The sequence below is a fragment of the Sphingomonas sp. PP-F2F-A104-K0414 genome (genome assembly GCF_004340945.1).
Lineage (GTDB): Bacteria > Pseudomonadota > Alphaproteobacteria > Sphingomonadales > Sphingomonadaceae > Sphingomonas.
In genome coordinates, this window is the sequence record NZ_SLYD01000001.1 from 653,916 (window position 1) to 680,217 (window position 26,302).

General features: G+C 65.0%; 26 protein-coding genes and 1 tRNA gene. 7 read left to right on the forward strand and 20 right to left on the reverse strand.

The genetic code is table 11. The annotated features are described in order from the left end of the window. Positions 1-7: 7 nt before the first annotated feature. The 6 genes from C8J46_RS02800 to C8J46_RS02825 form a co-directional block, all read right to left on the reverse strand. Positions 8-793 (reverse strand): enoyl-CoA hydratase-related protein, encoded by a 786-nt coding sequence (locus C8J46_RS02800; RefSeq protein WP_132734809.1) that lies wholly within the window; start codon positions 791-793, stop codon positions 8-10. 10 nt (positions 794-803) lie between these two features. Then, complete coding sequence (gene mce / locus C8J46_RS02805; RefSeq protein ID WP_132735338.1) at positions 804-1,226, reverse strand: methylmalonyl-CoA epimerase; 423 nt, start codon at positions 1,224-1,226, stop codon at positions 804-806. A 5-nt stretch (positions 1,227-1,231) separates the two neighbouring features. Then, complete coding sequence (locus C8J46_RS02810) at positions 1,232-1,453, reverse strand: hypothetical protein (protein ID WP_055882014.1); 222 nt, start codon at positions 1,451-1,453, stop codon at positions 1,232-1,234. Next, positions 1,450-1,758, reverse strand: a complete 309-nt coding sequence (locus C8J46_RS02815) for a hypothetical protein (RefSeq protein ID WP_132734811.1) — start codon at positions 1,756-1,758, stop codon at positions 1,450-1,452. Before C8J46_RS02815 ends, C8J46_RS02810 begins: the two co-directional genes overlap by 4 nt. Positions 1,759-1,812: 54 nt before the next feature. Then, positions 1,813-2,331: a hypothetical protein gene (locus C8J46_RS02820; protein ID WP_132734813.1), complete on the reverse strand. Its 519-nt coding sequence runs from the start codon at positions 2,329-2,331 to the stop codon at positions 1,813-1,815. Positions 2,332-2,466: 135 nt separating this feature from the next. Then, complete coding sequence (locus C8J46_RS02825) at positions 2,467-3,993, reverse strand: acyl-CoA carboxylase subunit beta (RefSeq protein WP_132734815.1); 1,527 nt, start codon at positions 3,991-3,993, stop codon at positions 2,467-2,469. A gap of 100 nt (positions 3,994-4,093) precedes the next feature. On the opposite strand from C8J46_RS02825, the gene C8J46_RS02830 reads away from it, so the two are divergent. Beyond that, positions 4,094-5,488, forward strand: coding sequence for a helix-turn-helix transcriptional regulator (locus tag C8J46_RS02830; RefSeq protein ID WP_132734817.1), 1,395 nt, complete (start codon positions 4,094-4,096; stop codon positions 5,486-5,488). A 169-nt stretch (positions 5,489-5,657) separates the two neighbouring features. Here the strand turns inward: C8J46_RS02830 and C8J46_RS02835 are convergent, their stop codons facing one another. From C8J46_RS02835 to C8J46_RS02865, 7 genes are all read right to left on the reverse strand, one after another. Beyond that, positions 5,658-6,071: a thioesterase family protein gene (locus C8J46_RS02835; RefSeq protein WP_132734819.1), complete on the reverse strand. Its 414-nt coding sequence runs from the start codon at positions 6,069-6,071 to the stop codon at positions 5,658-5,660. A gap of 130 nt (positions 6,072-6,201) precedes the next feature. After that, on the reverse strand, positions 6,202-6,462 hold the full coding sequence (locus C8J46_RS02840) for a hypothetical protein (protein ID WP_207894068.1): 261 nt from the start codon (positions 6,460-6,462) through the stop codon (positions 6,202-6,204). Between the two features lie 7 nt (positions 6,463-6,469). Beyond that, complete coding sequence (locus tag C8J46_RS02845; protein ID WP_132734821.1) at positions 6,470-8,512, reverse strand: alpha/beta fold hydrolase; 2,043 nt, start codon at positions 8,510-8,512, stop codon at positions 6,470-6,472. An 87-nt stretch (positions 8,513-8,599) separates the two neighbouring features. Next, entirely contained in the window at positions 8,600-9,061 is a 462-nt protein-coding gene (locus C8J46_RS02850) for a hypothetical protein (protein ID WP_132734823.1), read from the reverse strand. Next, positions 9,058-9,657, reverse strand: a complete 600-nt coding sequence (locus C8J46_RS02855; protein ID WP_132734825.1) for a 4-carboxymuconolactone decarboxylase — start codon at positions 9,655-9,657, stop codon at positions 9,058-9,060. The genes C8J46_RS02850 and C8J46_RS02855 overlap by 4 nt, the downstream gene beginning before the upstream one ends. Next, complete coding sequence (locus C8J46_RS02860; protein ID WP_132734827.1) at positions 9,657-10,757, reverse strand: catalase family protein; 1,101 nt, start codon at positions 10,755-10,757, stop codon at positions 9,657-9,659. The genes C8J46_RS02855 and C8J46_RS02860 overlap by 1 nt, the downstream gene beginning before the upstream one ends. 80 nt (positions 10,758-10,837) lie before the next feature. Beyond that, positions 10,838-11,974 carry an alpha/beta hydrolase gene (locus C8J46_RS02865; protein WP_132734829.1) on the reverse strand — a complete coding sequence of 379 codons (1,137 nt, stop codon included), beginning with the start codon at positions 11,972-11,974 and terminating at the stop codon, positions 10,838-10,840. A gap of 114 nt (positions 11,975-12,088) precedes the next feature. Here C8J46_RS02865 and C8J46_RS02870 point away from each other — a divergent pair, with 114 nt between their 5' ends. Further along, positions 12,089-12,844, forward strand: a complete 756-nt coding sequence (locus C8J46_RS02870) for a Crp/Fnr family transcriptional regulator (RefSeq protein WP_132734831.1) — start codon at positions 12,089-12,091, stop codon at positions 12,842-12,844. Positions 12,845-12,944: 100 nt separating this feature from the next. Here C8J46_RS02870 and C8J46_RS02875 read toward each other — a convergent pair whose 3' ends face one another. Both C8J46_RS02875 and C8J46_RS20675 read right to left on the reverse strand, forming a co-directional pair. Further along, positions 12,945-14,957 (reverse strand): acyltransferase family protein, encoded by a 2,013-nt coding sequence (locus C8J46_RS02875; protein ID WP_132734833.1) that lies wholly within the window; start codon positions 14,955-14,957, stop codon positions 12,945-12,947. Between the two features lie 191 nt (positions 14,958-15,148). Next, positions 15,149-15,301 carry a hypothetical protein gene (locus C8J46_RS20675; RefSeq protein WP_165886437.1) on the reverse strand — a complete coding sequence of 51 codons (153 nt, stop codon included), beginning with the start codon at positions 15,299-15,301 and terminating at the stop codon, positions 15,149-15,151. A 177-nt stretch (positions 15,302-15,478) separates the two neighbouring features. Between C8J46_RS20675 and C8J46_RS02880 the strand changes: the two genes are divergently transcribed. Beyond that, complete coding sequence (locus C8J46_RS02880) at positions 15,479-15,769, forward strand: hypothetical protein (RefSeq protein WP_132734835.1); 291 nt, start codon at positions 15,479-15,481, stop codon at positions 15,767-15,769. Between the two features lie 17 nt (positions 15,770-15,786). Here the strand turns inward: C8J46_RS02880 and C8J46_RS02885 are convergent, their stop codons facing one another. Further along, the gene (locus tag C8J46_RS02885; protein ID WP_132734837.1) at positions 15,787-16,983 is read right to left on the reverse strand and encodes a hypothetical protein; all 1,197 of its coding nucleotides are present in this window, start codon (positions 16,981-16,983) and stop codon (positions 15,787-15,789) included. Between the two features lie 75 nt (positions 16,984-17,058). After that, positions 17,059-17,301 (reverse strand): hypothetical protein, encoded by a 243-nt coding sequence (locus C8J46_RS02890; RefSeq protein WP_132734839.1) that lies wholly within the window; start codon positions 17,299-17,301, stop codon positions 17,059-17,061. A gap of 298 nt (positions 17,302-17,599) precedes the next feature. Here C8J46_RS02890 and C8J46_RS02895 point away from each other — a divergent pair, with 298 nt between their 5' ends. Continuing rightward, complete coding sequence (locus tag C8J46_RS02895; RefSeq protein ID WP_132734841.1) at positions 17,600-18,301, forward strand: HAD family hydrolase; 702 nt, start codon at positions 17,600-17,602, stop codon at positions 18,299-18,301. A gap of 26 nt (positions 18,302-18,327) precedes the next feature. Here C8J46_RS02895 and C8J46_RS02900 read toward each other — a convergent pair whose 3' ends face one another. Both C8J46_RS02900 and C8J46_RS02905 read right to left on the reverse strand, forming a co-directional pair. After that, positions 18,328-19,359, reverse strand: a complete 1,032-nt coding sequence (locus C8J46_RS02900) for a hypothetical protein (protein ID WP_243643187.1) — start codon at positions 19,357-19,359, stop codon at positions 18,328-18,330. A 21-nt stretch (positions 19,360-19,380) separates the two neighbouring features. Further along, positions 19,381-19,605 carry a glutaminase gene (locus tag C8J46_RS02905; RefSeq protein ID WP_207894070.1) on the reverse strand — a complete coding sequence of 75 codons (225 nt, stop codon included), beginning with the start codon at positions 19,603-19,605 and terminating at the stop codon, positions 19,381-19,383. 262 nt (positions 19,606-19,867) lie between these two features. On the opposite strand from C8J46_RS02905, the gene C8J46_RS20680 reads away from it, so the two are divergent. Beyond that, a complete protein-coding gene (locus C8J46_RS20680) occupies positions 19,868-20,029 on the forward strand; it encodes a hypothetical protein (RefSeq protein ID WP_165886421.1) in 162 nt (53 codons plus the stop codon). A gap of 172 nt (positions 20,030-20,201) precedes the next feature. On the opposite strand, the gene C8J46_RS02910 is transcribed toward C8J46_RS20680, so the two are convergent. Continuing rightward, positions 20,202-20,277, reverse strand: a tRNA-Thr gene (locus C8J46_RS02910). 134 nt (positions 20,278-20,411) lie between these two features. On the opposite strand from C8J46_RS02910, the gene C8J46_RS02915 reads away from it, so the two are divergent. After that, on the forward strand, positions 20,412-21,557 hold the full coding sequence (locus tag C8J46_RS02915; RefSeq protein ID WP_132734843.1) for a hypothetical protein: 1,146 nt from the start codon (positions 20,412-20,414) through the stop codon (positions 21,555-21,557). Positions 21,558-21,633: 76 nt separating this feature from the next. Further along, positions 21,634-26,250 (forward strand): NAD-glutamate dehydrogenase domain-containing protein, encoded by a 4,617-nt coding sequence (locus C8J46_RS02920; protein ID WP_132734845.1) that lies wholly within the window; start codon positions 21,634-21,636, stop codon positions 26,248-26,250. Positions 26,251-26,302 lie beyond the last annotated feature (52 nt).

A 26,302-nucleotide genomic window follows, 5' to 3' on the forward strand; every position in this document is an offset into this window, starting at 1 on the left:
GAAGCCATCACTTGCCCGTGAACACCGGCTTGCGCTTTTCGAGGAACGCACGACCGCCTTCCATCGAGTCCGCCGAGCCGCGCGCATCGCGCTGGTTCGCCGCCTCGGCCTGCATCGCGGTGGGGTAATCCGTCTCGTACGCCGTGGTTATCGCCCGACGCATCAGCCCGAGCGCGACCGTCGGCATCGCCGCCAACCGCTCAGCCAGCGCGAACGCCTCCGCATCGAGTGCGTCGTCCGCGGCAACCTTGTGCACCATGCCCCAGTCGAGCGCCTTGGTCGCCGGTACCCGCTCGCCGAGCATCATCATCTCGGTGGCGCGCGCCTTGCCGATCAGGCGGGGCAGCATCCACGACGCACCACCATCCGGCACCAGCCCGATATTGACGAACGCCTGGAGGAAATACGCGGTTTCGCTCGCGACGCAGAAATCGGCGGCGAGCGCGAGGCTGCAGCCGATGCCCGCCGCCGGCCCGCGCACCGCGCTCACCACCGGCACCGCCAGGTCGGCGATCGCCGCCATCGTTGGATTGTAGCTGCCGGTCAGCGCCGCGAACGTCGCCTCGCCCGGATTGTCCGAACCAAGCGCCCCGCCGCCGACATCCGCGCCCGAGCAGAACGCGCGGCCTGCGCCCGCAATCAGCACCGCCCGCGCACCATCCAGATCGCCTAGCGCCGCACGCAACTCCTCGAACATCGCCGGCGGTGCGGCGTTCAGCCGGTCGGGGCGGTTGAGCGTCAGTACCAGCACGTCGCCGCGCCGTTCGCTCAGGATATGCTCGTACGCGGCCATCAGATCTCTCCTAGTGCGCGCCGGTATCGCCCGGCGTCTCCATCAACTCGACCAGCATGCCGCCAAAGTCTTTCGGGTGCACGAACACGATCGGCGTGCCATGCGCGCCGATCCGCGGCTCGCCCAACACGGTCGCACCCTTCGCCTTCAGGTCGGCGACCGCCGCATGGATATCGGCCACCTCGAAGCAGACATGATGCTGCCCACCCGCCGGGTTCTTGCGCAGGAAGCCGGCGATCGGCGAGCTCTCGTCATACGGCTCGATCAGCTCGATCTGGGTGTTCGGCGCATCGATGAAGCAAACTTTCACCCCCTGCGCTGGCAAGTCGAACGGCTCGCCGATCGCGGTCGCGCCGAGCAGCAGGCGATACGTCTCGACCGACTTCGCGATCGACGGAGTCGCTACCCCGACATGGTTGAGCCGGCCCAGCATGGCGGTCATCCTTCGATCCTCGGGCTGTCGGGCGTCCGGCGCGCCATCGCGGCGCCCTCGATCAACCCTTCGATACGGCTGACACGCTCGCGCAAGGCGACGTGACTGTCGGCCAGACGCGCCAAGCCGGCACTCAGCCCCGTGAGTTTCGCGTCGAGCCCATCGAGCCGCTCCTGATAGGTCAGCAACGCCTTGATGACGCCGAACGCCTTTTCGGTCGCGCTCATGCGGCGTGGCTCATCGGCACCGGGTCGCCCGCCAGCGCACGATCGATCGCTTCCAGCGCGCGGTCGATCGACTGTTCCATCGAATCGATCTTCGCATGCCATTGCGGCAGCATCGCCTCGATCTCCGGCAGGATCAGCGCGAACGCCTTCTCATCCTCCCCGTCGGCGCGATCCTCCGCCGCGAGATATCGCGTCGAAGCTTCCCGGAGGACATGGCCGACGGATTTACCATTGCTGGCAGCAAAGGCATCGAGCGCTGCCTTATGATCGGGGGAGGTCAAAAACGTCACGCGTTCGGTCTGCATGTCACGACTCCTTATCATGACATGATAATGTGCGGACGATCGCGATACAACGCGTCATTCCGCTGGCTCCGCGGCAGGCTTGGCCGGCACCGGCGGGACGACGCCGAGTGTATAGCCACAGACGCCGAGCACCTGCCGGATCATCGCATCACCGGTCGGCGCGACGAAGTTTGCCTGTACCGCAAAGCTGGCGCCGTTGGTCGTCTCGACCCGTACCGTCTTCGATTTCACCAGGAAACTGGTCAACTTGGTGATCGCCGCGGGATCGGCGATGTACGTACCGGTCCCCGGAAACTGCCAGTTATAGGTGAATGCCGGCCCACCATCGAAGCGCACCGCAACCAGCTTGTCGGCGCCCGACCCGAGCGGTTGCGGCTGGATGAACTGGATCGACACGATCGGCTCGGAGGCGACGTCGCACTTCACGACGAAGCGCGAGAGGCCGTCGTTACCGGTGACCGAAGCCGAGATGCTGCGCACGCCCGCCGAATTTGTGCGGTCGGCAAGCTTCCAGATTGGCGTGGGCGTGGGCGTGGGCGAAGTGGCTTGCAGGAGCAGGAGAAACGCGAGCATCAAACCTCCGTCCCCGTAGACGTCATTACCCCAGCAGAGGCTGGGACCTCAATCCGCAAGCCCGTCCCCTGCGACCCGAGTCCCCGGCTTTCGCCGAGTCGACGCGTCAAGGACTGGTCCACGTGACGTACCGGGTCACAGCGGGATGTTATCATGCTTCTTCCACGGATTCTCCAGCGCCTTGCCGCGGAGCTTCCGTAGGCCCAGCGCGATGCGGCGGCGCGTCGAGTGCGGCTGGATCACTTCGTCGATGAAGCCCTTCGACGCGGCAACGAACGGGTTCGCGAACCGCGCCTCGTATTCTGCCGTCCGCTCGGTGATCTCTTGCGGCGTCTTGCCGCGGAAGATGATCTCCACCGCGCCCTTCGCGCCCATCACCGCGATTTCGGCGGTCGGCCAAGCGTAGTTCAAGTCGCCGCGCAGGTGCTTGGACGCCATCACGTCGTACGCGCCGCCGTAAGCTTTGCGCGTGATGACGGTGATCTTGGGCACGGTCGCCTCGGCATAGGCGAACAGCAGTTTCGCGCCGTGCTTGATGATGCCGTTATGCTCTTGGGCGGTGCCGGGCAGGAAGCCGGGGACGTCGACGAAGGTCACGATCGGGATCTCGAACGCGTCGCAGAAGCGCACGAACCGCGCCGCTTTCTTCGACGAATTGATGTCGAGCACGCCCGCGAGCACCATCGGCTGGTTTGCGACGAAGCCGACCGTGCGGCCCTCGATGCGGCCGAAGCCGGTGATGATGTTGGCGGCATGCGCCGGCTGGGTCTCGAAGAAATCGCCTTCGTCGACGGTCTTCCGGATCAGCTCGTGCATGTCGTAGGGCTGGTTCGCGGACGCCGGGATCAGCGTGTCGAGGCTCTCCTCGATCCGGTCCCATTCGTCCGCGGTCGGACGTTCCGGCACCCCTTCGCGGTTCGACGCGGGCAGGAAATCGAAGAAATCGCGCGCCGCGAGCAGCGCCTCGATGTCGTTCTCGAACGCGTTGTCGGCGACCGACGTCTTGGTCGTATGCGTGACGGCGCCGCCGAGCGCCTCCTGCGTGACGACCTCGTTCGTCACGGTCTTGACCACGTCGGGGCCGGTGACGAACATGTAGCTCGAATCCTTCACCATGAAGATGAAGTCGGTCATCGCGGGGGAATAGACCGCGCCGCCCGCGCACGGCCCCATGATCAACGAGAGCTGCGGGACGACGCCGGACGCGAGCGCGTTGCGCTGGAACACCTCGGCATAGCCGCCAAGCGAGGCAACGCCTTCCTGGATGCGTGCGCCACCGCTGTCGTTGAGGCCAATGATCGGCGCGCCGACCTTCATCGCGCTGTCCATCACCTTGCAGATTTTTTGCGCGTGACGTTCGCTCAAGGAACCGCCGAACACGGTGAAATCCTGGCTGAAGACGAAGACGAGGCGGCCGTTGATCGTGCCCGAGCCGGTGACCACGCCGTCGCCGGGGATCACCTGGTCCTGCATGCCGAAATCGACACAGTTATGCTCGACATACATGTCGAGCTCCTCGAACGAACCCTCGTCCAGCAGCACGTCAAGGCGCTCCCTCGCGGTGAGCTTTCCCTTGGCGTGCTGCGCTCCGATCCGCTTGAGGCCTCCGCCGACTCTGGCGGCTTCGCGGCGGCGTTCAAGCTCTTCGATCGTCGATGACATCGTCTCTCCGTCCTGCTGATTGCCTTCACAGAGCGGGATGCGATGCGCAAATGCAATGTTGCAAACTTGCCGACGTGATGTTTGCAAACTAGGCGGAGGGATGACCCTGCCCGCACGTCGCCTCTTCGTCGGACACCGCTTGCGCGACCTGCGCCGCGTGCTCGGAATCAGCCAGGCGGCGATGGCGGCGCGGATCGGGTTGTCGGTGAGCTACCTCTCGCAGATCGAGAATGGCGACCGCCCAGTGACCGAGGGTGTGCTGATCACGCTCGCGCGCGAGTTTCCGGCGGATTGGGGGAGCATCGACGCGGCGGACGATACGGCGTTGCTGATCGCGACGCTGGAGGCGGTGTCGGATACGAGCGTCGAGGCGCCTGCGCTCGACGAGATCGCGGTGCGGCGGGCGGTGAAGCACCAGCCGTTGTTGGCGCAACGGCTCGTCGCAATGCACGACGCGTATCGGCGCGCGCAGGAGCAGTTGCGCGCGCTCGACGACCGGTTGGTGGCGGGGTCCGGGGCGCCTGGGTTGCTGCCATGGGAGGACGTGCGCGACTGGTTTCACGCGGCGGGCAATTATGTCGATGCGCTCGATCGGCGGGCGGAGGAGATCGGCGAGACGCTGGGGGCGGATCGCGTGGCAGCGCTTGAGGCAAGGCTCGCGGTCCGCGGAGTTTCGGTGGCGATCTCGGGCGCGCTCGCCGCACCGTTGCGCGATTATGACGGTGCGACCTTGCGGCTCGACGGGTCGCAGCCAGGGGAGACCACCTTGTTCTCGCTGGCGCATCAGGTCGCGCGGCACGAGTTCGGCGACGTCATCGGCGGGATCGTCGCGGCATCGGAGATGGCGTCGGAGACGGCGCGCGCACTGCTGACGGCGGGGCTGACCAACTACGCGGCCGGGGCGATCGTCATGCCCTATACGCGCTTTCGGACGGAGGCGCGGAGTGTCCGCCACGATATCGACCGGCTGCGGCGGATCTTCGGGACGAGCTTCGAGCAGACGTGCCATCGGCTGTCGACCTTGCAGCGACCGGGCGCGCTCGGCATTCCGTTCTTCTTCTGCCGGGTCGACATGGCGGGGAACATCACCAAGCGGCACTCGGCCACGCGGTTGCAGTTCGCGCGGTTCGGGGGGGCGTGTCCGTTGTGGATCGTCCACGAGGCGGTTGCGATCCCGGACCGGATCCTGACGCAGCTGATCGAGACGACCGACGGCATCCGCTACGTCTCGATGGCGAAGGGTCTGGTGAAGCCGTCCGAGACGTATACGCGGCCGGCGCGGCGCTATGCGGTGGCGCTCGGGTGCGAGGAGGCGAATGCGTCGGAGTTCATCTATGCGGACGCGCTGGGGACGGGCGGGATCGCGACACCGATCGGATCTTCGTGTCGTGTTTGTTTGCGGACGGATTGCGACCAGCGGGCGTTTCCACCAGCGGCGAGTGATATCCGGGTCGATCCGGACCGGCGCGGCGCGGTGCCGTACGAGGTGGTGTGACGGACGCTTATGTCAGAGCCGCCTCCCCGGCGAAGGCCGGGGCCCAGTCGGGGGACGGCAATAACAAGGGGCAGCCCAGCGTTCCTACGACCTGTCCACCTGGGCCCCGGCCTTCGCCGGGGTGGTAATTTCGCCGGGGTGGTAAGTCCGCCGGGGGTGGTGGTCGCAATCAGGCCGCCGCCGGATCCTTCGGGAAGAAATGCTCCACGACGCTATTCGCCAGCCGCGATGGCCGCAGCGTCTCCGCATCGAGGCAGCACCAGCTCGACTTCACCTCGGCGAGCACGTCCTCGCCGCGCTTGATGATCGTCTCGTAGAACGCGCGCGCGCCCTGGACCTTCTCGAGCAAAACCGTCGCGATGACGTCGTCGTCCAGGAACGCCGGCTTGCGGTAGGTAATCTCGTGTTTCAGCGCGACCCACAGGTGCCCGGCCACCGCCTCGGCCGGCGCGAGGCGCTGCCAATGGTCGATCACCGCGGCCTGGACCCACTTCAGATAGTTCGCGTTGTTGACGTGACCCATGAAGTCGATGTCGTCCGGCTCTATGCCGATGGCGTAGGTATGGGGAATCGCTGTTGTCACGCGTAATATATAGCACGCGAACCTGAACATAGCGATGATGGCCCGGCCGCTCCGCCGATAAAAGACATCGACGGAACGGTGATCAGGCGGGGATGTCGACGTCGTGCCCCGGTAGCGTCTCGCCCGGCCCTTAGGCGAAGCGAACCGCGACGGGTTGCGTGCCGGGTTTGGCGAACAGACCCTGAGCGAGTTCGGCGGGAAGACCCGGGTGGATCGTCAGGTCGCCGACGACACAAGCGGAACTCTTGGCATGGCTGGCCCGCACTACATGATGCTCGCGCGTCTCGACCGTGCGGGTCTGATCGGCCATGCCCCTGATGATACCGTCGATCGACGCCTGCTCGTTCGGCTGGATCGTATCGATGGCGTCGCTGTAGCGCAGACAGGTCATGTAACCCTTATTTGCCCTTGGCGCCGGGGACGAACGAGAACAGCTCGGTGCGAAGCGATGCTGGTGCCCCTGGCTTGAACCAGCTCGTGTCCTGGATGTGGCTCGCGGTCACATAGATGCGGCCATCCGCGCCTTCGGAGAAGGTGTCGGGCCAGCGCAGGCGAGGATCGGTCAGCACCGGCTCGACATGATCGCCGACCAGCCGGGTGATGCCATTGTCGGTGGGCGACGAGATATAGAGGACCCCCGCCTTACTCATCCACAGACCGTCCGCGACGTGCGTCTGTGCCACCGTCTTCACGCCCGCCGCGCGGTCCGTCTCGCTGACGCCGTCGCGCAGCAACGCGGTGTCGATCGCATACAGCGTCTTGCCGGTGAGCGCTTGGTAGTAGAGCGTCTTGCCATCATTGGAGATCGCGATGCCGTCGGCGGCAAAGGCCGGCTGGCGATTGTCGGGGCGGACGAGCGGTTTGCCGTCGGTCATCACCGTCACGCTCTTGTCGATCTGCGTCGACCCGTGCCCATCGAGCGCGCGGAAACCCTTGCCGGTTTCGAGATCGATGACGATTATCGCACCGCGCGTGCCCGAGTCCGTGATGTACCCGGTCCGGCCGTCGGGCGAAAAGCGGATGTCGTTGAGGTAGGTGCCCTGCAATGCGACGTCGAGCGGCACCTTGATGACCTTCGTCACGCGGTTGGTCGCCAGATCGATCTTGACCAGCTTGGGCGCGCCTTCGAGGATCTTCTCGTTGCCGGGCGCGCCGGGATCGAGCACCCAGAGATTGCCGTGGCCATCGGGCACGATCGACTGCACGCAGACGAAATAATCGCCGACCGGCATCTCGTTCGACTTGGCGTTGCGCCAGCTGTTCCACTTGGCATCCGGATAGGGCTTTAGTGACCCGTCCTTCATCACTTCGGCGACCGAGATCGGCGCGTCGTCGGTCCAGCGCGGGAAATTGACGAAGCGGCGGCCATCGGCGGTGACTGCGACGCCGGTCGCCTGGTGATCGAACTGCGCGACTTGCGTCAACGCGCTGGCACCGCGCGGCCGGGCCTGCGCGACGCCGATCGCGGCGGCGGCGATCACCGCGATTGCAGCAGCGCCGGCGAGGAAGGGCTTGGTCTTGGACATCAAAAGGCTCCGGTCAACGGTATCGGAAAGATCGGCAGGGGTGCCGGTGAAAAGCTGGATCAGGTGGCGGGCGACGGCGCGCGGATTCTCACGCTGGGGAAAATGCCCGACGCCGGACAGTTCGACAAAGGCGAACGGACCGGCGAATTTGCTCGGCACCGCCTTGCTGGCGGAGGGTGGATTCACGCCATCGAGCGCGCCCTGGATATAGATCGCCGGCAACGACAGCGTCTCGGTCGCCTTCACCTTGTCCTCGAGCCACTGGCTGCGGGGATCGGGCTCGGCTTCGTCCCACCGCGCACGGTAGCTGTGCAGCGTGACGTCGACCCAATCGGGCGTATCGAAGGATCGCGCGACCCGCTGAAACGTCGCCTCGTCGAACCAGCCCTGCGGCGACCAGTTCTCCCAGTGAATATGCGCGAACCCGTTGCGGTCGTCGCGGACCGCCTGCGCACCACGCGCGGTCGCCATGAACCAGTGATACCATTGCCGTTGCGCCTGCGCGAACGGCGGCGTCGGCATGCCGCCGAGACGCGGTGGCGTGGCGAGCATCGCCAGTCGCGCGACCCGGTCGGGCCAGCCGACCGCGAGCGCTTCGGCGGTATTCGAGCCCCAGTCATGTCCCGCGATCATGAACCGTTCGATGCCGAGCGCATCCATCAGCGCGATCATGTCCATCGCCAGCACCGCGCTGTTGCCGGTCCGCGGCGTCTCCGCGGCCAGGAACCGGGTCTCGCCGAAACCGCGCAGCGTCGGCACGATGGTACGCAAGCCGGCAGCATGGAGCATCGGCAGGACCGCGTCCCAGGTCGAGCCATCGTCCGGCCAGCCATGGATCAGCAGCACCGGCGGCCCTGCGCGCGGGCCCGTATCGGTATAGGCGATCGCCAGCGTGTCGGTGGTGATGATCGGCATGTCAGTGCGCCTCAACGTGCGTGCAGGACTCGGGTTTCGGCATCATGCGCCATGCTCCGTACGTGCGCAGGGTTGGCCATCGCGGCGTCATGCGCGCGTCGCCAGCTTGGCCCCGGCCGCGGTTGCCAGGCCAAAACCGACATGGTTCAGCGTGTGCAGGCCGATCGTGCTCGAATCCGCGTCCCATTCGGGAGGTTTGACGCCGAGCAAAGGCCCCACCAGCCAGTGCATCGCCCCGTAAAACGCCAGGCCGAAACCGATCCCGGACACCAGCACGTCGCTGTCCTCGTCGGTCGCCGCGGCATAAACGATCGCCGCGCCCGCCGAGAGCAGCAGATGCCCGCCCTGCACGATCGCCTGCTCGCCCGGCGTCGCCAACCGATCCGCCGGGGGAGTCGCCAGCCCGAGCTTATGCGCGGTCGTCCGTTCGAGGTCGACGAGTTCCGACGGTGTCCCGGTCGTCTTCTCGCCGCGCATCAGCAAGGCCGTGATCGCCAGCCCGGCAACGAGCCCACCCGCTACCGCGCCCATGGTCCGTCCGGTGCTCATGCGTCGTCCCCCCGGTCGTCGGGCAGGCTTTCCTCGCGGCCGGGCACCGACATGTCATAGGCATTGAGCAGCAGCGAGACGAGGCAATAGCCGCCGACCAGATAGATCAGTTCGGCGGTGCGATCCTCGCCGAATGCGGCAACCGCACGCCGGTAGGTGGTTGCCGGGAGCTGGCGGCCGCCGGCCAGCGTGGCCGCGACGTCGTAGGCGGCTGCTTCTTCCTCGGTCAGGTCGGCAGGACGCTGGCCCGCCGCGATCGTCGCGACCTTTGCATCACTCAAGCCAACGGCCGCCCCCACCCGCTCATGCGCGTACAGTTCGTACCGCGAATTGAACGCCGCGCCTGTGACGAGGATCGCAACCTCATGCGCGGCCTTGGGTAGCGTCGCGTTGTCGATCAGCGCCTTGGTATAGGTCCACGCCGCGCGACCAAAGGCGGGGAAGCGCAGCATCGGGGCGAACGGCCCGATCAGGGCGCCATCGTCCCTACGCGACACGAAGCCCTTGAGATGCTCGGCAATGTAGGCGCCCATCTCGTCGTGCAACGGACGCAGCTCGGCGGGCATGTCCGCGGGCGGAAACGGCGCGGCGCGCATCAGCCCTGCCCCGCCCCGGCGTCGCGCGCGACCGGCTCGTGATAGGGGCATCCGTTGGTGCGCGCACGGAAGTCGGCCGAATGGCGATACGTGTCCTTGCGGACGCGGTTGATGTTGCCCAGCGGGCGATGCGCGGCGATGCCGGTCCACACGCTGAAGCGGCTTTCCTCGTTGATGCGACGGACATGATCGTCGCTCCAGCTGTCCTGTGCCGCCGCGCGCACCATGCCGACGCGGAGGAACGGCGCATCCTGCTCGTCCCATCGTACGGTCGCGTCCTCGACCGGCTGCGCGTCGAGATCGCGGCATAGCTGGACCCGGAATTCCCATTCGAGATCCATGCCACGCACCTCGGCACGGACCTCCTCGCGGATCGCGTTCTCGCGCCCGTCGACGTCGATCTCCTTGCCGGTGAGCGCGGTCATCTCCGGTGCGACCGGCGCCAGGCTGAACTTGGCGATATAGTCACCATACCGGAACGCGGTGGCGCTGTAATAGGTATCGCCAAGCGGCTCCGAATTGGGCGCACCGCCAAGCGAGTTCAGTCCGCTCGGCAATTCGCCGCCGACCGCTTCGAGAGCATGCCGGACCCCGCGCAACACCGCGGAGGCAACCGTCTTGGTGCCCTCCATACGGTCCGTCGTTCTGGCAAGAAGCTTCAAATTGCCGAGAAACTTTTCCGCGGTCTTGGCCTGGAACACCGGGCCGTTGACCATGACGAAATCCTGCGCGCTGCCCTCGGCGCCCGGCAGTCGCTCACCCTCGACATCGAAGACCTTCATCGCCAGGCCGCGAGGCAGGCTGATGACGTCGGGCAGGATATCGCCCGCATTGGTCGAGAGACGGATCAGCACCTTGTGCACACCCGGCGTGGCGAACAGTCCCTGCGCCAGCTCCGCGGGCAGGTTCGCATCGACCGTCAGCTCGCCCTCGAGCAGTCCGTGCGACTTGGCATGGACCGACCGAACCGCATGGCCGTAATCCTCCGCGGTGCGCTCGAGGATGATATCGAACGCGTCGTTGAGCTTGGCGACGGTCGCCTGCTCGTCGTCCTGCTCCTGCTCGACGTCGGCGCTATAGCGGATCGGTCCGTTGACCATGTCTTTGCCTTTCAGTGATCGTAAAGAGATAGGACGCGCCAGCATCGACGCGTCCTATCGGCCGGTCTTATCGGTTGGCCTCAGCGCTTGCGCGGGGCGCCGGCAAACGCCGCCTTCAGCCGTGCAACCGCCAGGTCGTTGGCGTCCTTTGCGCCGCGCACCACCTTCGCCATCCCGAAAAATTCATGCGTCACACCGGGGAAGGTGCGCTGCTCGACCCGGTCCCCCGCCGAACGCATCGCCTGCGCCAGCGTCTCGCCGTCGGAGCGCAGGGGATCGATCTGCGCGTTGATGATCGTAGTCGGCGGCAGGCCACGCAGATCGGCGGCAACGAGATTCAGCCGGGGGTCCTGCGCATCGGCCTTGCTCGACTGATAATAATAGCCAAACCATTGCAGCATCGCGGCGTTGAGCGGCTTGGCATTCGCGGAATCGCGGCGCGACGGCAACGACGCATCGTTGTTCGCGATCGGATAGACCGAAACGATATGCAACGGCATCGTCAGGCGGTTGTTGCGCGCGTAGATCGCGGTCGCGACCGCCAGATTGCCGCCCGCGCTTTCACCCGCGATCGCGATTTTCGCGGGGTTGCCACCCCATGACGCGGCATTCGCCAACGTCCAGCGATACGCGGCGGCGGCATCGTCATGCTGCGCCGGGAATTTGAACTCTGGCGCGTGCCGGTATTCGACCGATACCACGATCGCGTTGAGCGCCTTGGCCATCGCCCGCGGGGCCGCGTCATAGGTATCGACGTCGGCGATCACCCAGCCACCGCCATGATAATAGACCAATACCGGCAGGCGCGCTGCACGCGCGCCATTTGCGGAAGGGGCGGTCGCGGGCTTGTAGATCCGGGCGAACTGCTTGGGATCGGCACCATAGGGGATGTCCTGCGTCGTCACGCTCTGGTCGGGCGTGGTCGGCATGCCCTTGCTCGCCATCACCGCCTTGGCGCCGTCCGCTGCCGACGGCTGTTGGCGCGCCTCTGCCGGCGTGAGCGTCTCGATCGGCTTGCCGCCGAGTGCCGCAAGTGCATCGAGCACCTGTTGCATGTCGGGCGCGGCCTTTGCGGGCTGCGTCGCGGTTGCGGCGGGCGGTGTTGGTGGCGGTGCGGAAATCGACCGCGGCGACTGCGCGATGGCGCCACCAGCGGTCAACACCAGCGACGATGCGAAGACGCTACGGGCGAGCGACTGCTTGAGGGAAAGGGTCATTGGGCCTCCTGTTATCTAGAGGCAGCAACCCCGGTCTTGACACAATGGTTGCGGTACGGAACCGGACACAGCCCCGATCCCTTTGAGGAGCGGGCCTTTTTCCAGGAAGCAACGATGACGTGGAATGTATTGGGAACCGCCGAACCCGATGTGTTGATCGAGCACATCCAACAGGGCGATACCAAGAACCTGTTGCTGCGCAGTCTAAGCACCGACGACTTCGCGCTGCTTGCACCGCATTTGACCCGCGTGCCGTTTTCGATCGGCGATACCCTGTCGCATGCAGGGGATGCGATCGACAGCCTGTGCTTCCCGGAAGAGGGGATCGCCGGGGTGCTCGACGCGCTCGAAGGCGAGCATCGCTATGCCGTCGGGCTGATCGGTGCCGAAGGGTGCATCGGCTGGCCGTTGCTGCTCGGCACGAGACGATCGCCCTACGACGTGGTGATGCGGGCGGAACGCGGCGAGGCTTTGCGGATTTCGGCCGAGCGCTTCGTCATGCTCGCCGAGCAGAGCACCACGCTGCGCCTGTCGCTGTTGCGGTTCGTCAACGTCTTCATGATCCAGATGGGACGGACGATCGTCTCGTCGCTCGCGCATTCGATCGAGCGGCGCATGGCACGCTGGATCCTGCTGTATCACGATCGCGTCCGCGACGACGACATCTGCATGACCCATGAGGAGTTTCGACTGATGCTTGGCGTCCGTCGGAGCAGCATCACCGATGCGCTCCACCGACTCGAGGAGGAACAGGCGATCCGGGCGGTCCGTGGCCGCGTGATCGTTCGCGATCGCGCCAAGTTGATGCTGCTCGCCGCGGACACCTATGGCCATGCGGAGGCCGAATATCGGCGCCTGCTGGGGGAATGACCCGGGCCTTCCCTCCAGCCCCCCGCGCCATCGATGGGAGACGCCAACCGAGGGGGCTTCGGGTCGACGAGAACCACCCGACTCCGCCCCCTCCCCGGGCTCAGTAGGTCGGCGCGCTCGTGTCGGCCAACGCCTGTCGCAAGGGCCATCCCTGCGACGCGTCGTTCGCGATCAAGCGACGCACGGCGGTCTGCGAACCGACCTGATTATAGTGACCGGCATCGAAATATAGCAGCCCGCCGTCGGCGCTCTCGACGATACAGCGCCGTTGGGGGCACATCGCCTTGAGCGGAGAGAGATAGGTATATCCGATCGCCTTCGCCTGCGCCGCGAGTTCCCGATCGTTTTTCCACAGGCGCGGTTCGATGGTTCGTGCCAGCAGTCCCGGATCACGTCGCCTGACGCTCTCCGCCATGATCCGCGGCACCGGCATGGAATATTCCGGGGTCGGCCCCATGACGATCAGCGCGATGCCCTTGCCCGCAAGCCGATCATGCAGCCGTTTCAGCGCGGGGATATCCAACCGGATCCAGCGCCAGATCACGAGCACCGCATCGGGCCGCGCAATATCCAGGTCGCGGACCAGCACCTGGTGCATCAAGTCGTCGCACACGCGACCGGTCGGCTGCGGATCGAGCGGCATCTCACAGCCGAACACGACCGCAGTCTGGAAATGCACATGTGGCAGCACCACCGATAAGCCACGCCACATCATCGATGCATGGCTGTCTCCCACCAGCAGCCAATTGGGCTTGCCCTGTTCCCGCGCGAGACATGGGATCTTGTCGAAGTCGCCAACGCTGCTTTGATTGGTGAGGAAGCAGTTCGCCTTGGGCTTTGGCATCGATCCGGACTGCCCCCCGGCGCTTGCTATCGCCAGAACCGTGGGGGAAAATCGTTCCGGCAGGCCGCTGGTCGCCAGGATACCGACCTGCAACAGCGCTGCGATGGCGATCAGCCCGCCGCACCATGCGCCCAGTCGGCGTGGTGCCATCTTGCCGCGAAAGGGGCCTTCGATGAATTTCCAGGACGCAAATCCGAGGATCGCCGTCACGATCAGAACGATGACCGCGTCCCGTATCAGCAGTTTGCCGATCAGTCGGTGCTGGCGGTAGAGAACGATGACCGGCCAGTGCCAGAGATACAGCGAATAGGACGCCAGGCCGATATAGCGCGCCGGGGAAACGCTCAACGCGCGATGCACCATCGTCGATGTGCCCTGACCGGTGATCAGAACCAGCGCCGCCCCCAGGCAGGCCGGCACGACGACCAGCCCCGGAAATCCGTGCTCGGGCCGTACCAGCAGGAGGGAGGCGGCGATCAGACCCAGCCCTGCCGCGGCGGAGGCCATGCGCGTCAGCGGCCGGGATGTCAGCCAGTCCCCCCGCATCTGCGATGCGAGGACGCCGACCATCAATTCCCACCACCGGCTAGGCAGAAGATAGAATGCCGCTGCGGCGTTCGTTCGTACATAGGCGATGCTCACCGCCAGCGAGAGCAGTGCCGTCGCCGTCATGATCGGCACCAGCCATCGTTTCCACCGGGAATGCGCGATCAGCAACGGCAGGAACGGAAATACCAGGTAGAATTGTTCTTCGACACCCAGCGACCAGGTATGCAGCAACGGCAAGGTCGCGCTGTCGGCCGCGAAATAGTCCGATGTGAAATAGAAGAATATGTTGCCGACACACGCCAGCGCCGCCAGCGCACTGGTGGCGAAACTCGCCAGCTCCTGGGGATAGAGCGGGATCGTCGAGACCAACGTGGTGGCGATGATCATCACCACGAACGCCGGCGCGATCCTGCGCAGCCGCCGCAGATAGAAATCGCCAAAGGTGAACCGCCGCGCCGCAACGCTGGCAAGGACGATCCCGCCGATCAGATATCCCGATATGACGAAGAAGATATCGACACCCAACCCGCCCGCCGGGAAGCGGGTCGGGAACAGATGATAAATGATGACCGCAATAACCGAGATCGCGCGCAGACCATCGATATCGCCACGATATGGCGTGCCATGCACCGGCGCAGTCGTCGCCTGGTCCGATCCTAGATCCGAACCGTCACGCTGTCCCGATCGTCCATGTACGACAAACGCCGCCCCCGCCTGCATATTTCTCTCCCCCGGCGGCGGGTTAGCAAACCATTTTCATATGGCAATACTATCGGGGTTGGCCATTCGCCCGGATCACGCGTGAACCGTCTCTTTTTCGTACAAATGCAAACCGACCGAACAGAAACCTCCATTTCGATGCAATTTGCTACAGCTTCTCGGGTTCAATCTGCCAAAAACTTAGCCCAATTTTACGCTGTATTTGCCAACGGCGAATCCATTGCATCGAGCGCTTCGGATATAAGCGCCGCGACGACCGTCCAGCCGAGCTGCTCCGCCTCGACCAGCGCATCTTCGAGATGTTCGCGAAGGCGTTGGTCGGGCTTGAGCGCGCGTTGCGGCATGCACTTTTCCAGTCGAGCAGGGTTCGGCTTTCAAAGCCTGGCATGGTCGCCACGGTAAGAGCCGACGACAGATCACGTCAATCGCTGCGCGCTGGTGTGACGAAAAGCCGTGCCGCATGGCACCGCCAGCGATCTGGATGGTTGTTCCAGAAAGCCATACCGGCTGGAGAGACGACCATGAAACTGACCGGAAAATTCGATACGCGCCGTGAAGCCGAGATGACCGTCGAGCGGCTCGTCCAGCAATTCAACATAGATCGTGCCAAGGTCCTGGTTGCCCCGGATGGCGAGGCGAACTCCGCGGGTACCGAAGATGCCGGCGCCGACGCCGCTGCTGGCACATCAAGCCAAGAGGCGCGAGATGATGCCGCATTGAACGGCAGGGTCGTGGTCACGGTCGACGTCGCTGATGACGCCACCGCCGACGAGGTGCGCTCCGCGTTTAACGAGTTCGACGCATCGGCGTAGTTTCGACCGATAGGTGATCAGAAGCGCGCGTAAAAGGCGTGTGAATCGCGCGATAATGGTCCCGCGTGTTCCGCGCATTGCTCGAGCAATGCGCGAGCATCGCCAAGGCCGTGACTAACGTAGCATCGCGTCGCATAGCCATCGATCAGCATGTCCAACCCCATCTCGAAATCGTCCGAGAACCAGTCTTCGTTCATCGGCCCATAGTCCAATTCCGAAACACCGAATTTCTCGACGATCGCAGCCAAGACATTTCCGCTCGCCGGTTCGATATCGGAATTCTCGATGCGGGCGGGAATGGCATTGGCGGCACACACTATCAGCAACCCGAATACCAGCGTCGTATGATAGGAATGAATGAAGCGATAGAGATCGTCGTCCTGCTCCGGCAAAGAGTTGGCCGTCTTACTGTCGAATGTAATCGACGGTATAAAACCGAACTTCTTATATATCGATCTCAAGGCAGCGTCTGCCTGTTGGAAAGTCGGTCCGCGACACTCCAGAAACACCTGCGTCAGGCAGATTTCCCCGACGAGATCCCAGTCCGCATCGCAGAACGTATAGGCCAGATCGTGATCCAGCGCGATCGCCACGTCGGGGAATATCGCACAATGCTCCGATCGGCGACGGCCAAAATCGGTCTCGAACATCGCCGAATGCGTCTTTGCGTAAAGATCCGTCCTCGCCATCATCGAAGGGTGCGTAAATCGCGATAAAAGTGATGACCGGCATACAAGATGTTCGGCGACGGCAACGTTCGTCACCCGCTCGTACAGCCACGTCGCTTCGTGATGCCGGAACGGGAGCCGCTCGACGGCGAAATATCCGGGCGACCGGATCAGTGCCTCGACCCGCGCCAGCATAGGCGAGCACACACCATAGCGTCGCGCGCACAATAGAATGATACCGAACCTGCTTGCCTCGGCTGGCCGCCGTTCCGCGTTGGCAATAAACGCCTCTGTACACACCTCATGCACCGCCCATGAAACGAACACCACGACGCGGTCGCGAAGCTGCCCAGCGCGCGTGACGACCGATTCCGCCAGTTCGAAGAACAGCAGGATTTCGGAAATGACCTTCGATGCGCGCAACCCTTGGGATTGAAACGTGTCGGCGTCTATCGCGTCCAATTTGGCGATAAGCGGCCTGACCGACAAGAAGTACTTTACCAGTTCGATCGTAATGCGTTCGTCTTCGACGGTCTTATCAGCCATGACATTGCTCATATGTATAATGGCGCTTCGTCATGGCCATGATGCGACGACGAAACGCCATTATGTCCGTGACGCTCAATGCTGAGCGATCGTCTTTCCGATGGTCGACGGGTTTGCGACCTTTTCCAGACCACCCTGAATTCCCGTGACCAGGAAATAGTGGGACCCACCGACGACATTCCAGTCGGCGACGACGTTCGGATCGTTCAGAACCGTCGACGATACACTGAGGGCGTCGCGCATCGATGTATCGAGATTGATGATCTTCCGATCGTGGAGCGAGTGGGCAAGTTCCGCGATCTGTTTCTGCGTTGGCATCATACTCTCCTTTTTGGGCGATTCGCCCTGGGAGGAAAATACTCGTCTCAATGATATTATGAATCTCAGTATGCACTGAAACGGAGGCAAACTTTGTTATACGATAAATTCTGTTGACTGTTCCACTTTGCCCGCGACTGGGCGCGGAGCAAGATCCCGCAGAGCATAGTGGCAATCATATCGATCCTGCCGCGTGAGTATAGTTGGTCTCCCACGAACAGCCTGGTTTGACGGTTTACGGCGCGCGCTGTCGGTGAATAGTCATGGTGCGACAAAATGCCGGGTGTAAAACATGGCCATGACGATACGCCTTATCTGCCTCGATGCCGACGACACGCTCTGGCACAACATGCGGCACTTCAATGCGGCCGAGGATGCGCTGCTGGAGATGCTGCGGCCGTTCGCCGACGCGCAGGTCGCCCGCCCGGCGCTGGAAGCGTGCGAGGCGCGCAACCTGCCGCTCTACGGGTACGGTGCGAAAGGCTTCACGCTGTCGATGATCGAGACCGCGGTCGAGCTTTGCGGTGCCGATCTGAAACCGACGATGGTCGCGGACATCCTCGCGGCAGGCCGGTCGCTGCTTGCGCACCCGGTCGAGTTGTTCGACGGGATCGCGCAGACGCTGGAGGATCTGGCGGACCGCGGTCGGCCCGTGCTCGTCACCAAGGGCGACTTGCTGCATCAGGAAGCCAAACTTGCCGCGTCGGGTCTTGGCGATCGCTTTGCCGGTGTCGAGATCGTCAGCGACAAGACCGCCGATACCTTCACGCGGCTGTTCGAACGATATGCGGTGCAACCTGCCGAGGCGGTGATGGCAGGGGATTCGATACGCTCCGACGTGCGTCCGGCGCTGGAGGCTGGGGCGTGGGCGGCCTATGTTCCGCAGGACGGTGCGTGGGCTCATGAACATGCGACGCCCCCTGAGGATTCGGATCGTTTCGCGACGCTGGAGAGCCTGGCCGAACTGCCAGCGCTGATCGATCGCATCAATCGCGGTTGACCTTTCGGTCCGAGCAGGCGCCCTGGTCAGAGCGCCTTCGGGTCGATCGTCATCTGTTTGCCCTTCATCGTACCGCTGCGTTTGCCGCTTCCGACCAGATCCCACACCTGCTTGGGCGAAGGCAGCGCGGTGAACGACGGAAAGACCGACGTCGTACCTTCGACATCCTCCAGCGACACCGCATACGTCCCGCTCTTGTCGACCTGGCCCATCAGCGAGGGATAGACGCTGACGACACGGCCGGCATCGTAAAGCGCCATGACGTAGCCGCCGGTGCTCGCGTTCGACCGATAGACGCCGTATTCGGTGCTCGCGCTGCCGTCGCGACACCAGCTCGGATGCGCCACGGGCGGCGCCGACTTCTCTTCCGCTTTCGCCTTGGTGGCCATGGTGCTGGCCATCAGGGACATCAGCAGGTCGGCACCGTTCGGCTTGGCCTGTTTGGCCTTGGTGAAGGTCAGCGGCGTGGTGCACGGCGTGACCGGGGCCGCCGCGATGGTTGCGATGGTAGCGGAGGGCGGCCAACGGACGGCCTTGATCACCTGTTGCAGGCTGGCGTCGAGCTGGTCCGCGGTCAGTGTCTTCGCACTCATGCGGATGCTGACGATCCATTCGCCGACCGGCATGACCGCGAGCGCGGTGCTCCGATAGGCGCCGCCGGGTGTGGCATAGACCTGGCGTAGGGACGTCGCCGTCCCACTGTTCGTCGCGGCGAAGGCGATCGGATCGGCGCTGGCTGGAGCAGCATGGCGGAAGATGTCGCGCGTTTCGAGCGCGGTCTGCGACCGGTCGAACCACAACGCCACATCGGGGATCGCGGGGTGGAAGAGATAGATCGTTGCGAACACGCTCTTGTCCGCTACGTCATATTGCGCCGCCACGTCATGCTCGGTCTCGGTCGCATCGGTCAGCGTCGTGCGCGAAAGACCGGCCAGTTGCGGCATGAGAATCAGGCCGGTTTCGGCATGTTTCCAGCCCTTGTCGGCCGGCACGCCCAGATCCCGCGCCGTGACCGGCGTTGCCATGACTAGCGCCACTATCAGCACCCACTTGTTCACGCGCGTCCCCCTTTTGCACGATCATGTGCGAGCTTGGCTTCGTCGGCAAGCGTGTGTGGAGACGCTCCATTCAGACGATCCGGGGACCGAAGACGGACCAGCGGTGCGGGCGTTGAGCATCGAATTGCCGTGCTGGTCCAGATTGGGCGACCACATTGCGATCGAGGCAATGCCGGGCGCGATCGCCATGATACCGCCAGATCGCCGTCGTTCATTCCGGCACCCGCCATCGCTCGGTTCCTCCATATCGCCGTGCGCAGGCGACGGGAAATTAGCCGACGTGCGACACGGGAAGAACGGAACTTCGCGAGACGCCACTCGAACGGTATTTGGTGGAGCCGCAAGCTACTCATGAGCCGATCCCTCTCCGGTTAGCTCTGCAGAGCGCAAGAACAGAAAGTGAACAATGAACCTTGTGATAGCCCAGTCCAAGGTTTAGGAACCCGCCAAACGCGAGCGATCGCGCAAACAAGGAAGGGCGCGGCTCGAACCGCGCAGGAGGCGGATTGTGGTGACGGATGAGGATCGACGCTATTACGAGCGTCGCGCCGAAATGGAGCTTGAGATGGCTGCCGCGACGGAGGACCCGAACGCGTGTTCGAGCCACTATGCGCTCGCAAATCTTTACCTCGCACTCGTTATCGAGAAGGACGTGCAGGACGCTTCGTAAAGGTAGATCGTCTTGAGGCGGAGAGACCGTCGTAACGCTGCCAATCAAGGTCGCACCCTGCTCCGGCGCCGGAAAATAGGCTGGCGATACGACCGCGGTACCAAAACCCGGATTACCGGATTTACGGGCAAGAAGCCGCCTGGAAGATCGTTGTACTTCAACAATATGTCGATGGTGCCGCTTACAGGACTCGAACCTGTGACCCCCGCATTACGAATGCGATGCTCTACCAGCTGAGCTAAAGCGGCCCGACGACGGACGTATCCGGTCGAGGTGGCGGCAACTACCAGCGGTTTGGCGGGCTGACAAGCCGTTTGCGGGTTTACTCGGTGTTTACCAAGCGCGGTGCACAAGCGCGGCGACGATACGGGGATCTTTGGGCATGACGACGGCACGCAGCGTAGAGGACGGACGCGGAGCGGGCGCGGATATTTTGGCGCCCGGGAATACCGCGACGCGCCCGATGGCGGACGCCGGCCCGCGCGATTCGACCGACGCCGGCGTCAACGACGTGATGTTCGATCTCGGCGGCGACGAGCGGCGGATGCATGTGCGCGCGTACAACCATTGGGTGTCGCTGCTGAAAGACCGCCCCTACCCGTCGATCGCGGATCTCGAGCCCGAGACGATCACCGATTTCGGCCCGCACAGCGTGCTGCTCGATTTTAGCCACGGCATGGGCGACCCCAGGATCGCGTATCTCGGCCGTGCGCTGCGCGAGGAATGCGGGCTGGAGGGGCCGATCGCGACGATCGCCGACGTGCCGAGCCGCTCGCTGCTGTCGCGGCTGACCGATCATTATCTGCAGATCATCGCCAATCGCGCGCCGATCGGCTTCGAGGCGGAATTCGTCAGCAGCCGGGGGCGGACGACGTTGTACCGCGGCATCCTGATGCCGTTCGCATCGGGCGGCGTGACGATCGACTTCATCTACGGCGTGATCAATTGGAAGGAACTCGCGGACGCCGATCTGCAGGCGGCGCTGTCGGCGGAGCTGGATGCTGCGGTTCACGCGACACCGCAGGGCTCGGGAACGGCCGCGCAGGTTTGGGCCGATGGTCCGAGTGGTGGGTTCGATGTCATGCCTGCCGAGCCGGCGCCCGTGGAGACGCTGGTACTCGATGATCCGTTGCCGGCCGAGTATGTGGTGGCTGGTCCGCTCGGCGAGCGGCTGGCGATGGCGCGCGAGAGTGCGGCGCAGGTCCGGGCTGCCGAAGCGCGCAGTCGGGCGGCGCTCCACCGTACGTTGGGGCGGGCGCATGATCTTGCAGTGTCGGCCGAGCACGACGACGGCGATCTCGCCACATTGTTCAAGGCCGCCTGCCTGCCAGGCCAGGCCGACGTGATGATGCAGATCGTTACGCTGGTCTTCGGCGCGACTTTCGAGGCGACGCGGCTGGAGACGTTCGCGACAGTGTTGCGGCATGCCCAGAGGCATCAGGTGCCGGCGGGCGGGTTCGCAAGCTTTGTGGGCGGGTTCGACGGCGATCTCGCGTCGATCGCGACCGCCGAACGGTCCGTATCTTAGGTGCGATGCGGCATTATTCTTCGCACCTGCCACAAGGGTTGAGATAGGCGAACGGGGGGCGCATAGGCCCTGACCTATGGCGAACCAATCGTTGAACACGCTCACCGAGACCCTTGCAGGCCGGTTGACCGAACGGGCCCTTCCGGGCGAACTCAAGGACTTCGGGGCGAGCGAGGTCGCGCAGGCCGCGGCGTTCGTCGCCGCCACCGCCGCGCACCGCGACGACGGTGCGCCGGCGATCGCGATCGAGCCGATCAGCGCGGACGACACGCGGCGGCGGATGCGGCTCGCGATCGTCAACGACGACATGCCGTTCTTGGTCGATTCGATCGCAGCTGCGATCGGCGCGCAGGACATCGCGGTCGATCGCATCATCCACCCCGTCGTCCGCACGACGCGGACGCCCGACGGTACGCTGCATGCGATCGACGCGGATGGTCAAGGCGCAGGCCGACCCGAATCGATGATCTATCTCGAGATGGAGCGTGCCGATGCTCGTGACCGTCGCGGGCTGATCGAGGACCTCACGGCCGTATTGGCCGACGTCCGTGCGGCGGTGACCGACTGGCGCGCTATGCAGGCGGCGCTCGATGACGATATCGCCAAGCTGCCCGAGGGCGAGGGCGCGGCGCTGTTGCAGTGGTTCCTGGGCGGGCACCTGACGCTGCTCGGGCACCAGATCTGGCACCGTGACGGCAGCGGTCATGCCGCGCTGGGGATCGCGCGCAACGAACATCGCGTACCGATCCTCGCCCAGGCGTCGCGCGCACTCGCGATCAAGTGGTTCGAGGCGGGCAACGATGCACCGCTGCTACTCAAGTCGAATTTGATTTCGACCGTCCACCGCGCCGTGCCGCTCGACCTCGTCGTCGTGCCGGTAATGGAAGGCGCGACGGTCGCCGGACTGTCGATCTACAGCGGCTTGTGGACCAGCGCCGCGCTGGCTGCGATGCCGCGCGACGTGCCGGTGTTGCGCACGCGCCTTGCGGCGATGAAGGCGAAGTTCGGCTTCGATCCGCGCGGGCATGCCGGCAAGGCGCTGACGCACGCGTTCACCGCGCTCCCGCACGATCTCGTGATCGCGTTCGCGCCCGATGCGCTGGAGGATCTGGCGCTGACCGCGATGAGCCTCGCGGATCGGCCGCGCCCCGCGCTGGTGCTCGTCGAATCGGCGCTTGGCCGTCACCTCTTCGGGTTCGTCTGGCTGCCGCGCGACGACGTCACCACCAGCCGCCGCGTCGCGATCGGCGACATGCTGGCGGAGGCGGCGAATGCGAGCGTGCTCAACTGGTCGATCGCGCTGGAGGACGGCGAGGTTGCGATGATCCGCTACACGCTCGATCTGCGCGGCGATGGCCGGATGCCCGACGTCGCGCCGCTTGCGCTCCGGTTGCAGCGGATGGTGCGCGGCTGGGTGTCGGACGTCGAGGCCGCGCTGGTCGAGACGTTGCCGCCACCGCGTGCCGCGCGTCTGGCGCTGAAATGGGCCGCCGCGTTCCCGCAGAATTACCGCAACCTCAGCACGCCCGCCGAGGCCGCCGAGGATATCCAGCGCATCGCCGCGCTCGCCGATACGGACGCGCGCGGTGTGAGGCTCGTCCCGGGTGAGGCCGGCGCCGATCCGCAGCTCAAGATCTACAAGCTCGGCGGCGCGTTGCCCCTGTCGGACGCGGTCCCGGTGCTGGAGAATTTCGGCTTCCGCGTGATCGGCGAGCTGCCGACGCGGTTGCGCGACGACAGCGTGCCGTTCGTGCATGACTTCGTGCTGGAGGCGAACGACGCCGCGCAGCAAAGCGACGCCCCCGTACTCGAAGGTGCGATCGCGGCAGTGCTCGAAGGCGCGGCCGAGAACGATGCGTTCAATCGGCTGATCGTCGAACTGGGGATGCGTCCCGAGGCGATCGTGCTGTTCCGTGCGTGGTTCCGGTATCTGCGCCAGGCGGGGCTTCCGTATGGCCTGACCACCGTCGTCGATGCGTTGCGGCGTGCGCCGAAAGTTGCGGCCGCTCTGATCGCGCGGTTCACGGCAGTCCACCACCCCGATCATCCCGGCAACGCGATCGAGGCGGACCAGGCGATCGAAGCCGGGCTCGACGCGGTCACCGCGATCGACGACGACCGTATTCTGCGCGCGTATCGCAACCTGATCGCGGCGACGTTGCGGACCAACGCGTTCACGCCGGCCGCATCGGAAGCGCTCGCGTTCAAGCTCGACAGCCACCTGATTCCGGGCCTCCCCGCCCCCGTGCCGTGGCGCGAAGTCTGGGTGTATTCGCCTCGCGTCGAAGGCATCCACCTCCGCGCCGGCCCGGTCGCACGCGGCGGCCTGCGCTGGTCCGATCGTCGCGACGATTTCCGCACCGAGATCCTTGGGTTGATGAAGGCGCAGCGCGTGAAGAACGCGGTGATCGTGCCGACCGGCGCGAAGGGCGGCTTCTATCCGAAACAGCTCCCTGCCCCGTCGAACCGCGATGCGTGGCTGGCCGAAGGTACCGAGAGCTACCGGATCTTCATCCGGACCTTGTTGTCGATCACCGACAACATCGTCGAGGGCAAGGTCGTCCATCCCGACGGGGTGACGATCCTCGACGGCGAGGACCCGTATTTCGTCGTCGCCGCCGACAAGGGTACCGCGACGTTCAGCGACGTGGCGAACGCGCTCGCGCTCGAACGCGGCTACTGGCTGGGCGACGCGTTCGCCTCCGGTGGCTCGGTCGGCTACGATCACAAGGCGATGGGGATCACCGCCAAGGGCGCGTGGCTGAGCGTCCAGCGGCACTTCGCCGAACGCGGCCTCGACGTGCAGAGCGAGAGCATCACCGTCGTCGGCTGCGGCGACATGTCGGGCGACGTGTTCGGCAACGGCATGCTGCTGTCGAAGACGCTGAAGGTCATCGCGGCGTTCGATCACCGCCACATCTTCCTCGATCCCGATCCCGATCCGGCGACCAGCTGGGACGAGCGCAACCGGATGTTCGCGCTGCCGCGGTCGAGCTGGGCGGACTACGACGCCAGCCTGATCTCGAAGGGCGGCGGCGTGTTCGCGCGCACCGCCAAGGTCATCAAGCTGTCGCCGCAGGTGCAGGCTGCGCTCGGCGTGACGGTGAGCGAGATGGAGCCGGGCGCGCTGATCTCGGCGATCCTCAAGGCGCCGGCGGACCTACTCTGGTTCGGCGGCATCGGCACCTATGTGAAGTCGGCGGCAGAAGCGAACGTCGCGGTCGGCGATCCGGCCAACGACCGGTTGCGCGTCAACGCCGAGGACCTGCGCGTGATCGCGATCGGCGAAGGCGCGAACTTGGGCGTCACGCAGGCGGCGCGGATCGCGTTTTCCGCACGCGGGGGGCGGATCAACACCGACTTCATCGACAATTCGGCGGGCGTCGACTGCTCGGATAACGAGGTCAACATCAAGATCGCGCTCAACCGCGAGATGATCGAGGGGCGGCTCGACTATGAGGACCGCAACACGCTGCTCGCCAGCATGACCGACGACGTCGCGCACCTGGTGCTGGAGGACAACCGCCTCCAGACGCTCGCGCTGTCGATCGCCGAGGCGGACGGCGCGGTGGCGATGCCGAGCTATGTCCGCGTCATCGAGATATTCGAGGGCAGCGGGCGGCTTGATCGTGCGGTCGAGGGGCTCGCGTCGAACGATATCCTGCTCCGTCGTGGTCAGGATGGGCTGGGGCTCACGCGTCCCGAGCTCGCCGTGCTGCTCGCGACCGCCAAGCTCGGGTTGCAGGATGCGATCGAGCATGGCGACATCGCCAAGGACGATGCGCTGAAGCCCGACCTCCACGCCGCCTTCCCCGCAGCGATGCGCGAGCGCTTTGCGACCGCGATCGACGAGCACCGGCTGCGGCCCGAGATCGTCGCGACCAAGCTCGCCAACCGGATCGTCAACCGATTGGGCATTCTCTATCCGTTCGAGCTGGCAGAAGAGGAAGGCGCAGCGATGGGCGATATCGCAGCGATGTTCGTCGTCGCCGAGCGCCTGTTCGACCTGCCGGCGCTATGGGCGGAGATCGAGACCGCGGTGATGCCCGAGGCGGCGAGGATCGCGCTGTTCGACGAGGTAGCGGTCGCAACGCGCTCGCAGATCGCCGACCTGTTGCGCGTATCGGCGCCGGGGACGGCACCGGGCGACGTGCTCGCACGGCTGGCGAAGGGCATCACGCAGCTCGACAGCCAGACCGCGGCGCTGCTCCTCGAAGAGGCGAGTGCGCAGAGCAGCCGCATCGCCAGCCAGCTCGAGGCGGTCGGTGCGCCGGGCGATCTGGTGCGCAAGGTGGTCCGCCTGTTCGAGATGGACGGCGCGGTCGGGCTGGCCGATCTCGGCGAGCGGATGACGCTCGACGAGGCGGTCCTCACGCGCGCGTTCACGCACCTCGGGCAGGCGCTCGGGCTGGATTGGGCGCAGGCGAATGCGGCGCGGATCAGCCCGACCGATCCGTGGGAGCGCCTGCTGATCGCCGGTCTGGCGCGCGATTTCCAGCAGTTGCGGCTGGAGTTCCTGGCGCGGCGTGGTGCGCAAGATCCGCAGGGTGCGGTGGAGGCTTGGCTCACGGCGAACGCCACGCGCGTGGCGCAGTTCAAGGCCGTCATCGACCGCGCGCGTCATGCGGCCGTCCCAAATGCGGCGATGCTGGCACAGATCGCCGGCCAAGCCCGCGTGCTGTTGGGGCGGTAGCTAAAACCCCTCTCCCTTCAGGGGAGAGGGAGGGGCCCGCGCGCACTTTCGC